The organism is Algoriphagus sediminis, from assembly GCF_030403435.1.
Taxonomy (GTDB): domain Bacteria; phylum Bacteroidota; class Bacteroidia; order Cytophagales; family Cyclobacteriaceae; genus Algoriphagus; species Algoriphagus sediminis.
The window spans coordinates 348,987-363,478 of record NZ_JAUEPH010000004.1; the positions used below are offsets into that span (position 1 = coordinate 348,987).

A 14,492-nucleotide genomic window follows, 5' to 3' on the forward strand; every position below is an offset into this window, starting at 1 on the left:
AAAACTTACGGAAATGAAAATAAACGATTCTTCCCCCCTAAAGACTTATGTAGCATCCGAAGACAGGTATGACAAGATGAAGTACCGGAGGTGTGGAAATAGTGGTTTAAGATTACCGGAATTGAGTCTTGGCCTTTGGCACAACTTCGGTAACAATGCAGATTTCACGAAAGGAAGGGAAATTCTGAGAACAGCATTTGATCTTGGGATTTGCCATTTTGATCTGGCAAATAATTATGGCCCACCATATGGCTCAGCTGAAGAAAACTTCGGGAGAATGTTTAAAAAGGACTTTTTACCCTACCGGGATGAGCTGGTGATTTCTTCTAAAGCCGGCTGGGATATGTGGCCCGGACCATATGGAAACTGGGGATCAAAAAAGTACCTTGTAGCAAGCCTAGACCAAAGCCTCAAGCGCATGGCGCTGGATTATGTAGATATTTTTTATCATCACAGGCCTGATCCAGAAACCCCATTAGAAGAAACTATGCAGACTCTGGACCTTATGGTTAGACAGGGCAAAGCTCTGTATGTTGGAATTTCTCAATATTCTGCAGAGGACACCCAAAGAGCCATTGATATTTTGAATGATCTGGGTACGCCCATGCTTATCCATCAGCCTAGGTATAGCATGTTTGATAGATGGGTAGAAAATGGATTAATGGATATTTTGGGATCCAATGGTGTCGGAAGCATCGCCTTCTCTCCTCTTGAACAAGGACTTTTAACCGATAAATATTTAAAGGGTATACCGAAAGATTCGCGCGCAGCAAAAGATGGTCGATATCTAACGGTCGAACAGATTTCTGAGGACAAACTTTCCGTAATCCGAAAACTCAATGATTTGGCTATTTCTAGAGGACAAACCCTCGCTCAGATGGCAATTAGCTGGCTTTTAAAAGATGAGCGGATTACCTCGGTTCTAATTGGTGTTTCCAGACCTGCTCAGATCCAGGACAATGTTGCAGCCATTGAAAATACAACTTTCACGAAGGAAGAATTAGACAAGATCGAGAGTATTTTGGCTGATAAATGAAAGCTATTTCCCAAAGGCGGGCGCTTATCCTGATTGTACTTGCACAATTTCTGGGGACCTCAGTATGGTTCGCGGGAAATGCAGCCATTCCCCAATTTGAGCATATTCTGGGGATGGATAACCTGACTAGCACACTGACTTCTTTGGTACAGATTGGGTTTATTTCGGGGAGTTTGATTTTCGCCATTTTCTCTGTGCCAGACAGGTTTTCTCCATCCAGTGTATTCCTGGCTAGTTCTCTTTTGACGGCCTTTGCTAATATTATCCCCAATTTTCTGGAACCTAATCTGGAAGTTCTTTACTTCTCAAGATTTTCTGTTGGGTTTTTCTTAGCAGGGATTTATCCGGTAGGAATGAAAATAGCATCAGATTATTTTGATAAAGGCTTAGGAGTAGCTTTGGGTCTTTTGGTTGGTGCACTTGTTATGGGTACTGCTTTTCCCTATTTGCTCGGTGGCCTTGCCTTAGAAATTTCGTGGACGGTAATCTTTTTCAGTACCTCGTTTCTAGCAGTCACAGGTGGAATAATTCTAGGGTTTTTCGTTCCTGATGGACCTTTTCGTAAACCCATGCCTAATTTTGACCTAAGGTTGATTCCAAAACTTTTCAAAATACCTAGTTTACGAAAAGCGGCATTTGGTTACTTTGGGCATATGTGGGAGCTTTATACCTTTTGGGCTTTTGCTCCCCTTTTGATCACCTATTTAAATCAGGAATCCGGCACTAACATTTCTCCACTATTATTGGCGTTTTGTGTGGTTGCCTCAGGTGGGCTTTCATGTGTGGCAGGAGGATATTTAGCGAGATCAACTACAAGTAAGTTTGTGGCTTCGTTAGCGCTTTTTGGGTCAGGGCTATCTTGTATTTTACTTTTGGTGATCCCCACAACTACCCCAATTATTTGGATTTTTCTACTGATTTTCTGGGGAATTTCGGTCACTGCGGATTCACCCCAGCTTTCCACTTTGGTAGCTCAAAGTGTCCCTCAAGAGTATAAGGGTACAGCTCTCACCATGGTAAACTCTCTAGGTTTTGGAATTACTGTAATCAGCTTATTTATTTTAGAAAGTCAAATTGAAAAAATCGGGATAATTGCAGCCATGAGCCTTTTAGCCATAGGGCCACTGGTTGGCTTTCTCAGTCTGAATTTTGGCACAAAAAAAAGAGGCCTCAAATGAGACCTCTGATGTACGATTTCTGAACCGGACTATCGTACCACGTTTTCTAGTGTTGCTAGGTAAACCCACTTTTGGTCCCTAGAGTTCAACCCTTCGTTCACTGCTGCTCTTTGGGCATCGTCCTGATTCATATCTTCATAAGCCTGCCCATTAAAAAACTGCATGTAATCCTTATACATATTCAGAGTTAAATGGGTGGACTTGGCTTGAGAGCCTTGCGGCAAAGCTGTTCTTAAAAAGGACCAATGCCCCATGACCCCTTGTTCGATCCGATTCTGATGGATGGGACGAAAAATCTCCATTTCTGCTCTTTCATAAGCATCAAACTGCCCTTCTCTTGCCTTCATCAAATCAAAAGAGGCAAGGACTCCGGGTTTCATCACAAAGTCATCATCCGTGCTTACGATTTCACGCATGTATAATCTCATGGGCATATCCCGCATTTCAAGTTCATCCTGAAACATTTTACCAATCTGAACATCCGTAAGGTGAGGGTATGCGATTTTCGTGTATTTAATCATGGCTTCTGTATCGAGGCCATTCATCATATTCACAGGATCATCGTAATGGGTTACCATAATATGCTGGAAATCTCCTTCATCTGCACCAGATTGAAGAGACCAAAAGTCCCATCCACTGATCTTTCCATCATTTAAAGCCTGGCGATAAACCTTTTCCATGAGGTCTTTATACTCGATGTAGTCAAAAATCATATCATTTTCGACCTTGATAAACTCGAACACCATGTACTTAGTGTCATCTTGTGCATAGCTACTGCTGACCCAGAGCAGAGCACAAATAATAATTGCAAAAATTTTTTTCATAGTTCTGTGGTTTGCATTAAGGGTTTGCTTTAATTTAAAAATTAAATTCGGTTTTATTGAATTATAATAGGATATATTTTGTCATGAGCGGATGAATTCAAAATTTCATTAAATACAATTTTATTTATCCAATCATAAAAAAAAATTAATATCACTACCTCAGATTTATTACATTCACAAGAAAAGAGAATAATTATGGAAGGATTATCAAGAAGGACTTGGCTAAAAAAAGCAACTCTAGGTGGAGGTCTAGCAGCCTTAGCCTCTCAAGGAGTAATAACCAGTCTGAGTGCAGAAGAAAGAAGAAAGTTTAATCCACGCCCGCTTGAGGATGTAATTCAACTAAGTTCCAATGAAAACCCCTTCGGTCCTTCTGAATCCATGAGAGAGGCCATGAGTTCTCACTTTGATCTTGGCTGTAGATATCCCTGGAAGTATAATGAGGAATTGGTGGAGATGATATCCAAGAAAGAAGGGGTTCCTGCAGATCATATTGTGATGGTTGCAGGATCCACGGAAGGCTTGAAGGTAACTGGACTCACCTTTGGTCGAGGAGGTGAAATCATCAGCTGCGCTCCCACTTTTCTGGCTATGATGAATTACGCAGAGCTTTGGGACACCGAAATCAACTGGGTTCCCTTGAACAAAGATCATGATTTTGATCTTGAAGAAATCGAAAAGCGGGTAAGCTTTGAAACCAACTTGGTCTTCTTATGTAACCCAAATAACCCAACGGGAAAGCTTTTGCCAGCGGATAAGGTGAAGGATTTCTGTAAAACTGTGAGCCAGAAAACGGTGGTTTTCAGCGATGAGGCATATTATGATTATATCAGCGAACCAAACTATCCTTCCATGGTACAATTGGTAAAAGAGGGGTATGATGTGATCGTTTCGCGAACCTTCTCCAAAGTCTATGGACTTGCTGGAATTCGACTGGGGTACTTGATTGCGAAACCAGAGATCGCCAAAAAACTTTCAGAGCGCGTGGTAGCCAACACGAATATCATGGCAATTGAAGCCGGTAAGGCAGCTTTGAAAGACGATGAGTTTTATAAATTTTCATTGGATCAGACCGTGAAAGCACGTAAGATGATCACGGATACCCTGGATGAAATGAACCTGGAGTACTTGCCCTCAAATACAAACTTTGTCTTCTTCCATTCGGGTAGAGATATCACGAAGCTTAATGAGCAAATGCTCGCCAAAGGTGTAAGAATCGGCAGACCCTTTCCTCCGCTCAATGACTGGTGCAGAATTTCAACGGGCACTTTAGAAGAAACAGCCATGTTCAACCAAGCCTTGAAGGAAGTTCTGGGATGATGGATTTTCCTTTGGATTTGACCCTCGAGGATGGGGGTCTTTTCCTTAGACCCCTCCAGAAAGAGGACTTTCCAAAGCTTCATAAGCTTTGTAGTGATTCTGATCTTTGGGATTATTTCACCCACGATTTATCAAAAATTGAAAGTTTTAAACCCTGGGCTGAAGATCATTTTCTGGGAAAAAGATTGCAACTGATTGTCACTGATAAGAATACGGGGGAATTTTTTGGCTCTTCCGGCTTCGGAAATTATTCGAAAAGAGATGAGCGGGTTGAAATCGGATGGACTTGGTTTGGTAAACAGTTTCACGGAAAAGGGATCAATCCCAGAGTTAAGAAATTAATGCTCCGCTATGCCTTTGAGACTTTGGCACTCAAACGTGTAGAGTTTAAAACGGACGTTTTGAATATTCCTGCAAGAAAGGCACTTCGCAAGTTAGGAGCTGTTGAAGATGGGGTTCTTAGAAGCCATACGCTTTTGCATCACGGAAGGCGTCGTGATACGATTTTCTACAGCTTTTTACCGCAGGATTGGTCAAAAATCAATTAGCCAAAACCTTTATACTCTCAGGCCTCAGCGTATGAATGAACCTTCTAAGAATATAAAATGTCTCAGGAATTCTAGGAACCACTGTCCATTCTAACCTATTGTCTTCTGGTTTTTCGTCGCTTCTGAAAATGTATTTGCTAAGAATTCCATTTTCAAACACACATTCAACAGATTCAAAATCCTCTGGTGCTTCTAATTCAATGGAAATTTCACCTTTTGTTTCTGCCAAACTTGAAAGCATGGCGGCTACCCTTTGGTTATAATTCTCAGGTTTTATTTCTCCTGTGCAGGCTCCACCACATATCGAATCCGTCATTTTCTTACAGTTAACCTTTCTGAGTCCACATAGCTTCTCACATAATTCAAATTTGGAAATAATTCCTCGAGTAAATTCCAGTGCTTCATCATGACTAAAGAATGTCTCTAAAGGCAGAATGCCTTTTCTCACAGGAGCGATCTGGAATCTTTGATACCCATTTCCATCCTCAAACTGAAAGAGTCCCCAGAGTCTTTTAGGTCTTTTTAGAGCCGAATTGTATTTCGGCCAAAGCCGTTTTATCTCCAAAGTTTCGAACAGCAAGGCAAAAAACTCTGTCCCCGTCAATTCCCACTTTAAATCCACTATTTCTGATTTCAGGGAATCTTTAATTTTTGGTAATAAGTTACCTGAAAAATGACTCTTAAATCTCTCTCGAATATTGATCGCCTTACCTACATAAATCACCTTCCCCTTTTCATTTAGCATGTAGTAGACCCCACATTCCTGCGGTATTTTATCAAATTTAGCCTTTGGAAAATTAGGTGGCAAAAAGGCCTCTCCTGTATTTCTCCTGAGAGATTTGAAAATAATTTCCTCATTCTCACGCATCATCTGCCCAAAGAGAATGGCAGTGGCTTTGGCATCACCCATCGCGCGGTGCCTTGCCTCTATTTTGATTCCTCTGCTTTCGCAAAGCCTTCCAAGACTGTATGATCTGTACCCGGGAAAAATCTTTCGCCCCAGTCTGACTGTACATAGTTTTTGAGCAGAGAAAGTAATTCCAGCCCGATTAAAGGATTCCCTAAGAAAATTGTAATCGAAATTCACATTGTGAGCCACAAAAATCTTATCCTTCAAAACATCGAATAAATCTTCGGCTATCTCCTCAAAGGTTGGGGCATTTCGGACCATTTGGTTGTCTATCCCGGTGAGGCCGGTGATGTAAGTAGGAATTCCTGTTTGAGGATTCACCAAGGTCTCAAAAGTCTCCAAAATTTGTTCACCATCATGAACCACCACTGCTACCTCAGTGATCCCTTCCATCCTGGCTGAACCACCAGTGGTTTCAATATCTACAACTGCAAAAAGCATGAATGAATTTAGTGATTATGCTGTCAGAAGAAGCATTTTCGACGTGGAATGTCTTAGAGTACCTGTTCTACATCTATTCTGGCATATTTGGCCAACAAATGCTCGGCACAGCGCTCACCATCCATCGCCGCTGATACTATCCCTCCTGCATAACCAGCCCCTTCGCCACAAGGGTAAAGTCGCTTTACAATTAGGTGCTCGAATGTTTCCCTATCTCTGGGAATTCTAACTGGAGAGGATGTTCTACTTTCAACACCAATTAGTTGAGCATCATTAGTAAAGTAACCCTTTTTCTTTTTCCCGAATGCTTGAAATCCATCGGCTAACCTATTAGAAATAAAGGGAGGCAAAACCGTATGCATATCAGCAGACTCTAAACCAGGTTGATAGCTGGTTTTCAAAAGAGATTGACTTTGTTTTCTGTTCACAAAATCGACCATTCTCTGGGCAGGAGCAGTTTGACTTTTCCCTCCATGCTCCCATGCTTTTCTTTCCACATCTGCTTGAAAATGCATGGCTGACAGTGGACCGAATTTATGATAGCCAGGAATATCTTCAAGCTCCACTGCAACCACTATTCCCGAATTTGCAAACTTTCCATCTCTTCGACTTGGACTCATTCCATTCACCACAAGCTCTCCCGGACTCGTAGCCGATGGAACTATGAATCCACCCGGACACATACAAAAGCTAAATACACCCCGCTGCACACCCTTAAAATGACTCTGATGGACCAAAGAGTAGGCTGATGGGGGAAGATATTGGCCTCGATCTATTTTACAGTGATACTGAATTTGATCTATCAATTGCTGGCTATGCTCGATTCGTACACCCAAAGCGAACGGCTTTGCCTCAATAAGCACTTTGCGATCAGCTAACAGTTTAAAAATATCTCTTGCCGAATGGCCTGTAGCCAATATTACTCCGAGACCTTTAACAACTTCTCCATCCTGCTTCTTAACGCCTTTGATTTCATTATCCTCTAGAACCAAATCATCCACTCTCGTATCAAATAGTATTTGACCACCAGCCTCCAAGATACTCTCTCGGAGATTCGCTACTAGTTTTGGCAGTTTATTGGTACCAATGTGCGGGTGAGCATCCACCAAGATTTCTTCAGTAGCCCCATGGATCACCAAAGTTTCCATAACTCTTCGGATGTTCCCCCTTTTTTTGGATCGGGTGTAAAGTTTCCCGTCAGAATAGGTGCCTGCCCCTCCCTCACCAAAGCAATAATTGGATTCGGGATTCACCACGTGATCTTTATTTATGGCAGCAAGATCCCTACGACGGGATCGTACATCTTTCCCCCTCTCAAAAATGATAGGTTTATAGCCCAGTTCTATAATTCTGAGGGCAGCGAAAAGGCCTGCCGGCCCAGCACCAACTATCAAGACTGGGTCTTTTGTGGAAACATTCTGAAGGTTAAGTTCTTTCTGAACCAAGGAGCCTGGGACTTCATTTACGAAGATTTCAGCTTCGATATTTACTTTGATCTGCTTACTTCTGGCGTCAATAGACCTTCTGGTCTGCCTTATAAATGAATTAGAAAAGTCATTTATTCCGGCCTTCCTTAAAGCAACCTTTTCAAATCTTGCCTCATCAAAGGCCTCCTCCGGTGGAAGTTGTAAATTGATCTTCTTTTTCATTGATCGACAAAATTACGCATTGCCTCAGGCAAAAAAAAAGCTGCCAAAAGGCAGCCAAATAAGTTTCATTTAAGAATTAATTCATCCTGTCAAGCACCTCGAATCTGGAAGAGTTTGAAATGAATTCGGGAACTATGGTCTTCAAATGCCCCACTAGTTCATTTTCTGAATTTTGGTTTACCAAATCCATAAATAAATCAATCTGACCATCAATCTTATGATAAGCAGAAGGTAAAACCTGGGCTATTTTAATCTTGGGATGGTGGGTAATTTTTACCGTTTCAAAATCATTCAGGAGCTCTTCATATAACTTCTCACCTTCCCTTAAGCCGGTAAATACAATCCTGATATCTTCATCCACTTTTTTACCAGACAGCTGGATCATTTTCTTAGCCAAATCAAGGATCTTAATCGGCTCACCCATGTCGAAAATATAAATCTCTCCGCCTTCACCCATTACTCCGGCCTCAAGGACAAGCTGACAGGCTTCAGGAATGGTCATAAAATAGCGAGTAATTTCTGGATGAGTCACAGAAATAGGACCTCCATTCATTATTTGTTTCTTGAAAAGAGGGATCACTGATCCGTTCGATCCTAAGACATTACCAAATCGGGTAGTGATAAATTTCGTATGATATTTCTTGTGATTCGTTTCGAGGTATTCATTAAGAGCCTGAACATACATCTCAGCTGCACGCTTACTTGCCCCCATTACATTTGTCGGGTTTACAGCTTTGTCCGTGGATACAAAAACAAATTTATCTACCTGACTCAGCACTGAAAGATCAGCTAGATTCTTAGTGCCTATTATATTCGCATGAATAGCTTCTTCAGGATAATTCTCCATCATAGGCACATGCTTGTATGCAGCAGCGTGGAATACAATCTGTGGCTTGTACCTACGGAACACCTCTTTGATTTTTCGCTTATTCCTTACATCACCCAATACAATCTGGATAGGACAAGAAATTTTACTCTCTTTAAATTCCTGTTCCACATCGTACAATGCTGACTCAGCAATATCCAATAGCACTAAAAGTTTTGGCTTGTAATGGCATATCTGTCTACAAAGCTCACTTCCAATAGACCCAGCTGCTCCAGAAACCAACACTACACGACCCTGTATATCTTCTTGTATTCTTGGGTTGTCCAAAACAATTTGCTCCCTACTAAGCAAATCTTCGATTTTCACCTCACGAATTGCCCTAGCAGTTAGGTCTCCATTAATCCACTGGTTCACCGGTGGAATAATTGAAACCCGAACATTCAATTTTAGACATTCATCGGTAATCTCATTTTTCCTTTCAACCGAAAGGTCTCGAATTGCAATAATAAGCTCAGTAACTCCTCGAGTTTTTACAAGGTGTTCCAGCTTTTCTATTCCTCTGTAAATTCTCTTTCCGTCAATGTTTTTCCCTTCTTTTTTGATGTCATCATCAAGAAAAGCAACGGTATTGAAACCAGACTCCCTATCGCTCTTAATTGCCTCCTGAGCAATAATTCCTGCTTCACCTGCACCGAAAATCACACCATTTTTCACCTCATTTTCAGCGATTCCATTCTTTACATATTGGAACAATTCTTTTACCAGAAGTCTGTAGAAAATAAGAACAAAAAGAGAGGACAAACTCGCAATAATCAGAACAGATGTTGGGAGTAAAAATCTGTCATTCAGAAAATTACCAGAAAAGAAATTAAGGAAAAGAAAAAGGCCAAAGGTGATAACCACCGTCTTAAAAATATTGGCACCATCTCTAAAGCCCGTATGCCTTACTATACCCTCATAGCTTCGGGTATTCTGCATAACCAATAATGCTCCTACAGTGAAAGTCAAACTTCCTACAAAAGCGTCATTCTGTTCAATTACAGCAAGGTCAAAGTTAAATCGAACGAGATATCCGAAGATGGCACAATAGAAAAATATTAATGCATCTAAGGAAGCGATGATCCATCTAGGAAGGATCTTGAGCCGGGTTAAAAAAGTCATTTTTTTACTTCATTAATTGAATGTCAAAAATTCAATTTCTAGAATTAATTGAATTCAAATTACCGAACAAAGTAAGTAACTTTTGAAGAATCTACAAACAACCGTCTAAAAGTTGCAACTTTTATAATAATTATTGAACTTTTCTTATGATTCAATCGTGGATAAGGAAGACCTCGTAAGAGACCCTCTTTCTGAGTTCCCCTTAAACTTTCCCACGGTCACATGACCTTTTTGGGTGATTCCTTTACCCAGCAAAACATTAAACAGGGTGATAAACAAAATCTTCCAATCCAGAAAAAATCCATAATTATCTACATACCAGACATCTAAGTCAAATTTCTTATCCCATGAGATGGCATTTCTTCCATTGATCTGTGCCCAACCTGAAACTCCAGGTTTCACCTCATGTCTCCTTGCCTGCTCATCTGTGTAGAGTTCCAGGTATTCTTCCAGTAATGGCCTTGGTCCTACCAAACTCATATCTCCTTTTATCACATTCAACAACTGAGGCATTTCATCCAGTGAAGTTTTCCTCACCCACTTTCCAACTTTGGTAAGGCGTTCAGAGTCTGGTAACAATTCTCCATTTGGACCAATAGTATCCTTCATGGTTTTGAATTTCAGAATCAAAAAGTTTTTACCATTCAGTCCTGGCCGACTTTGAGAAAAGAAGGGATTCCCAAGATGATAAACTGAAAGAAAAATAGTAAGAATCAGAAATATCGGGCTGAACAAAATCAGCATAGCTAAAGCTAAAAAAACATCAATTACTCTCTTTAGAAAACTTCTGTAAAACACTTATGAAATGGTATTACTGAGGTTGACTTTCATCAAGCCCACTATTTCCCTTTGATTGTCCAAAGATAAGTTTACCGAACTGGGTAGACAAAGCCCTGTTTGAAATAAACTTTGGGCTACATCACCTCCAAAGAAAGGCATATTTCTAAATACCGGTTGAAGATGAAGAGGTTTCCATAAAAAACGAGATTCAATATCCTTCTTCAATAGAAGTATTCGAAGTTTGTCATTATTGGTATGGGACAAGTCAGGATCGATCGTTATGGTCGTTAGCCAATGATTAGAAAAAACTCCATCTTTCTCATCCAAAAAGAAAATTCCGGGCATATTACCCAATAGCTCCCGATATCTTTTGTTAACATCCCTCCTCCGTTCGATAAATTGATCCAAAAGCTCCAACTGGGCAAGCCCTATAGCCGCAGCCATATTATTCATTCGGTAATTATAACCTATTTCAAGGTGCTGATAATAAGGTAGGTCTTCCCTTGCCTGAGCGGATAAGTAACGAGCCTTTTGCAAAAGTCGGGTATCACTCGAAATAAGAGCTCCCCCTCCTCCGGTAGTCATTATTTTATTTCCGTTGAAGGAGAAAATCCCTATAGTTCCAAAAGTACCACACTGCTTCCCATCAAGGGTTGATCCAATTGCCTCAGCTGCATCCTCTATTACAGGAATATCGTAACGCTGAGAAATTTCCATGATCTGATTCATTTTGGCAGGCATGCCAAAAAGATGCACAGCAATAATGGCTTTGGGTTTTTTACCCTCATTGATCCGATCAAGAATAGCGTCTTCTAGAAGTTCCGGAGACATATTCCAAGTGTCTCTTTCACTATCTACAAAAACAGGAGTGGCTCCCAGGTAAACAATCGGATTTGCAGAGGCGCAAAAGGTAAAGGATTGGCAAATAACCTCATCACCAGGCCCCACTCCTAAAAGGACAAGAGCAAGATGCAAAGCAGAAGTTCCAGAATTAAGCGCAACAGCCTCGTGGGTACCTAGTCTTCGAGAAAGAGCTGACTCAAACATCCCAATGAATTCTCCATGCGTCGCCAAATGCCCGGACTGAATCGCCTTAGAAGAATATCTTTGTTCATTTCCTTCAAAAACAGGGAAAGAAAGTGGTGTTTTAAATGTCATTCTTATTACTGGGTGTAGGCAGAACCTGTTTAAATTTAATCTAGAGTTTTACAAAAACCAAACCATAAACTTACAGACATAAAAAAAAGACCCTTGCGGGTCTTTTATTGTACTTGATCATATTTACTTTCAATTCAAATTGATCGTCGAGTCTTTAAAACCCTTTCGATCCACTACTGCCTTCCTCGTTTTTCTATTTTTCTTTTCTAGAACACGTGGTTCCTTAACAACCTTTTTCTTCACATATTTTACTGTGACTTTATCAAGCCTGTATCCCATAAATAATACCACGGCACTAATAATTGGAAGTGCAATATGATCTGAAAAATCTTTGAGAAGGAAGGCAAGAGCAATAAAAGCAACTTGTGTGATTCCTAAAATAAGTGCGACCTGGTCATGTCTGAGCCCCATTCTCATTAGAAAGTGGTGAACATGACTTTTATCGGGGGTCATGGGACCTAGTCCTTTACTTATTCTTCTGGCAAATACTCTTGCCATATCATAAAGTGGGAATAGCATCAGGGCTATTCCGGTGGTAAAAGTGGGTTGAAACTTAAGGACTGAGCCTTCCGGCAAAGCTGCATTAACCTCCATAAAGGCAATCACCAAAGCTCCCAGGGCAAATCCTAAGGTCAGGGAACCTGTATCTCCCATAAAGATTTTGGCAGGATGCCAATTGAAACACAGGAAAGCGAGGATAGCTCCAAGAAATACAAACGAAACCAAGGCGTAACTCTCCAAACCTTGGATATAAAACCATGCACCAAGAAATGCGAAAGTGATAGAAGCAATTGTTCCAGCCAATCCATCAAGCCCGTCAATAAGATTGAACGCATTGGTTAATGCAAGAATTACAAAGGCAGAAAATGCATAGCTAAAATAGAGATTGAGCTCTTCTACTCCCAGGAAACCATGTAAGTCTTTAATACGGATATCAGACACTACAACGACCAATAAAACAGCAACAAGTTGGCCCGCAATCTTGTGGGATGCTTTTAACTCCACCAGGTCGTCCCTCAAACCCACAAAAAACATGATAGAGATTGCACCTAGCAAATATCTAACATCTGGTATAGGAAACTGCCAGGCCCAAATGGCCAAGGAAACGGCAGCGGCTGCATAAATCGCAATTCCACCCATGGATGGAATAAATTTTTTATGAATTTTACGACCTCCAGGTTGATCACCTAATCCTTTGTTTTTAAGGACCTTAATTAAGATCGGAAAAAAAAGCAGAGCGATTGCGAATGCTATTACAGCGGCAAATAAAAAATCCATATCTCTAATGTTGACTTGACAAAATTACGAAAAAAGAAAAGAAATAAGCTTTCCGTTAAATTATTTATAATAACTCATTTAAAACAAGTTACCAAATACAAAAATTATAGTGTATAGTTCGAATTACTGAGTTTAAAAGAATAAAGATTAGTGAATCTAAGCAATTCTGCAGATAAACCAGGGATTCAAAAGATCTTCTTTATTGTAAATCAAACTTTCGCTACCATCAGGATAGCGATTGACCTTACCGCCTATTGCATTGATTATCCCATGAGCCGCTGCGGTATCCCATTCCATAGTGGGCGCAAAACGAGGATATACCTGAGCCTTCCCTTCCGCCACCAACATCAATTTTAAAGAAGACCCCATAGAAATTACCTCAGCGTCTTGGTATTGATCGATGAATTCTTTGGTCTCCTGACTTAAATGTGATCGACTCGCTACAATGGTATTGATTGAATCAGAATCTTTAATTTCAAGCTTTACTGGTACGCTTCCCTTTTCTGATTTCAACGCGCCATCAGATTCATTACCCCAGTACAACCAGTCCAGAACCGGAGCATAGACTACCCCCATCACAGGTTTATCTTTCTTAATCAGAGCGATATTAACCGTGAACTCTCCATTCTTCTTGATGAATTCTTTGGTTCCATCTAAAGGGTCAACCATCCAGAAATAATCATAACTCTTACGCTCTTCATAAGAAATATCTCTGCCTTCTTCTGAGAGTATTGGGAAGTTCGTTTTTGACAAAGCCTCTACGATCACCTGATGAGCCGCTTTATCCGCTTTGGTCAAGGGAGAATCATCACTTTTGGATTCTACCCCAAAGTCAAGGGAGTTGTAGATTTTTAGTATTTCTGCCCCTGCTGCTAAAGAAGCTTCTTTGGCAAGGTCTGTAAGATTTTTTAAATCGATCATTTTAATAACCACTAAGAGCACAAAGGGCTCTAAGCTATTTCTTAATTTATTACTCTTTTTATTCCATGCTTCAGAAGGTTCACATTGAAGTTGACCAGTAAGCCCAGCTTCTTGTCTGAAAGTTTAAGATAGGTTAAAACTTGAGCTAAATGAACAGAGTTCAGTTCTTCCACTGCCTTTAATTCTACAATTATTTCGTCCTCCACAAGGAGGTCAATTCTGTAACCAGCATCAATCTTAAGCCCATCATAAACAATGGGTAGAGAAAGTTGAGACTTAACGTTCAAGCCTATTTTTCTTAACTCATAGGACAAACATGCCTCGTACGCACTTTCAAGCAAACCCGGCCCCAAGGCAGAATGAACCTTAAAACATGCATCAAGGACAAGACTAAAAGTTCTCTCAAGTTTATCTTTCTGCATAAATATTAGTGTTGCATTTTGCGTCACTTGTAGTTAAACC

13 protein-coding genes are annotated in these 14,492 nt (G+C 40.6%); 4 read left to right on the forward strand and 9 right to left on the reverse strand.

Annotated features, from left to right (window positions below):
- Nucleotides 1-13 precede the first annotated feature (13 nt).
- Together mgrA and QVH07_RS10855 are read left to right on the forward strand one after the other, a co-directional pair.
- Nucleotides 14-1,036 (forward strand): L-glyceraldehyde 3-phosphate reductase, encoded by a 1,023-nt coding sequence (mgrA, locus tag QVH07_RS10850; protein ID WP_290000316.1) that lies wholly within the window; start codon nucleotides 14-16, stop codon nucleotides 1,034-1,036.
- Nucleotides 1,033-2,214, forward strand: a complete 1,182-nt coding sequence (locus tag QVH07_RS10855) for an MFS transporter (RefSeq protein ID WP_290000317.1) — start codon at nucleotides 1,033-1,035, stop codon at nucleotides 2,212-2,214. Before mgrA ends, QVH07_RS10855 begins: the two co-directional genes overlap by 4 nt.
- Before the next feature lie 29 nt (nucleotides 2,215-2,243).
- Here QVH07_RS10855 and QVH07_RS10860 read toward each other — a convergent pair whose 3' ends face one another.
- Entirely contained in the window at nucleotides 2,244-3,038 is a 795-nt protein-coding gene (locus tag QVH07_RS10860) for a hypothetical protein (RefSeq protein ID WP_290000318.1), read from the reverse strand.
- Between the two features lie 195 nt (nucleotides 3,039-3,233).
- Between QVH07_RS10860 and QVH07_RS10865 the strand changes: the two genes are divergently transcribed.
- Both QVH07_RS10865 and QVH07_RS10870 read left to right on the forward strand, forming a co-directional pair.
- The gene (locus QVH07_RS10865; protein WP_290000319.1) at nucleotides 3,234-4,358 is read left to right on the forward strand and encodes a pyridoxal phosphate-dependent aminotransferase; all 1,125 of its coding nucleotides are present in this window, start codon (nucleotides 3,234-3,236) and stop codon (nucleotides 4,356-4,358) included.
- Nucleotides 4,355-4,906, forward strand: coding sequence for a GNAT family N-acetyltransferase (locus QVH07_RS10870; protein WP_290000320.1), 552 nt, complete (start codon nucleotides 4,355-4,357; stop codon nucleotides 4,904-4,906). Before QVH07_RS10865 ends, QVH07_RS10870 begins: the two co-directional genes overlap by 4 nt.
- On the opposite strand, the gene QVH07_RS10875 is transcribed toward QVH07_RS10870, so the two are convergent.
- From QVH07_RS10875 to QVH07_RS10910, 8 genes are all read right to left on the reverse strand, one after another.
- A complete protein-coding gene (locus QVH07_RS10875; protein ID WP_290000322.1) occupies nucleotides 4,899-6,257 on the reverse strand; it encodes an exonuclease domain-containing protein in 1,359 nt (452 codons plus the stop codon). The genes QVH07_RS10870 and QVH07_RS10875 overlap by 8 nt on opposite strands.
- A 53-nt stretch (nucleotides 6,258-6,310) precedes the next feature.
- Nucleotides 6,311-7,906, reverse strand: coding sequence for an NAD(P)/FAD-dependent oxidoreductase (locus tag QVH07_RS10880; protein ID WP_290000324.1), 1,596 nt, complete (start codon nucleotides 7,904-7,906; stop codon nucleotides 6,311-6,313).
- A 76-nt stretch (nucleotides 7,907-7,982) separates the two neighbouring features.
- Entirely contained in the window at nucleotides 7,983-9,893 is a 1,911-nt protein-coding gene (locus QVH07_RS10885; protein WP_290000325.1) for a polysaccharide biosynthesis protein, read from the reverse strand.
- Nucleotides 9,894-10,037: 144 nt separating this feature from the next.
- Nucleotides 10,038-10,691 carry a sugar transferase gene (locus tag QVH07_RS10890; RefSeq protein WP_290000326.1) on the reverse strand — a complete coding sequence of 218 codons (654 nt, stop codon included), beginning with the start codon at nucleotides 10,689-10,691 and terminating at the stop codon, nucleotides 10,038-10,040.
- On the reverse strand, nucleotides 10,692-11,831 hold the full coding sequence (locus tag QVH07_RS10895; protein ID WP_290000327.1) for a DegT/DnrJ/EryC1/StrS family aminotransferase: 1,140 nt from the start codon (nucleotides 11,829-11,831) through the stop codon (nucleotides 10,692-10,694).
- Nucleotides 11,832-11,960: 129 nt separating this feature from the next.
- Entirely contained in the window at nucleotides 11,961-13,109 is a 1,149-nt protein-coding gene (locus QVH07_RS10900) for an MraY family glycosyltransferase (RefSeq protein ID WP_290000328.1), read from the reverse strand.
- A 156-nt stretch (nucleotides 13,110-13,265) separates the two neighbouring features.
- On the reverse strand, nucleotides 13,266-14,030 hold the full coding sequence (cysQ, locus tag QVH07_RS10905; RefSeq protein WP_290000330.1) for a 3'(2'),5'-bisphosphate nucleotidase CysQ: 765 nt from the start codon (nucleotides 14,028-14,030) through the stop codon (nucleotides 13,266-13,268).
- A gap of 41 nt (nucleotides 14,031-14,071) precedes the next feature.
- Nucleotides 14,072-14,452, reverse strand: a complete 381-nt coding sequence (locus QVH07_RS10910) for a GxxExxY protein (RefSeq protein WP_290000332.1) — start codon at nucleotides 14,450-14,452, stop codon at nucleotides 14,072-14,074.
- Between the last annotated feature and the right edge of the window lie 40 nt (nucleotides 14,453-14,492).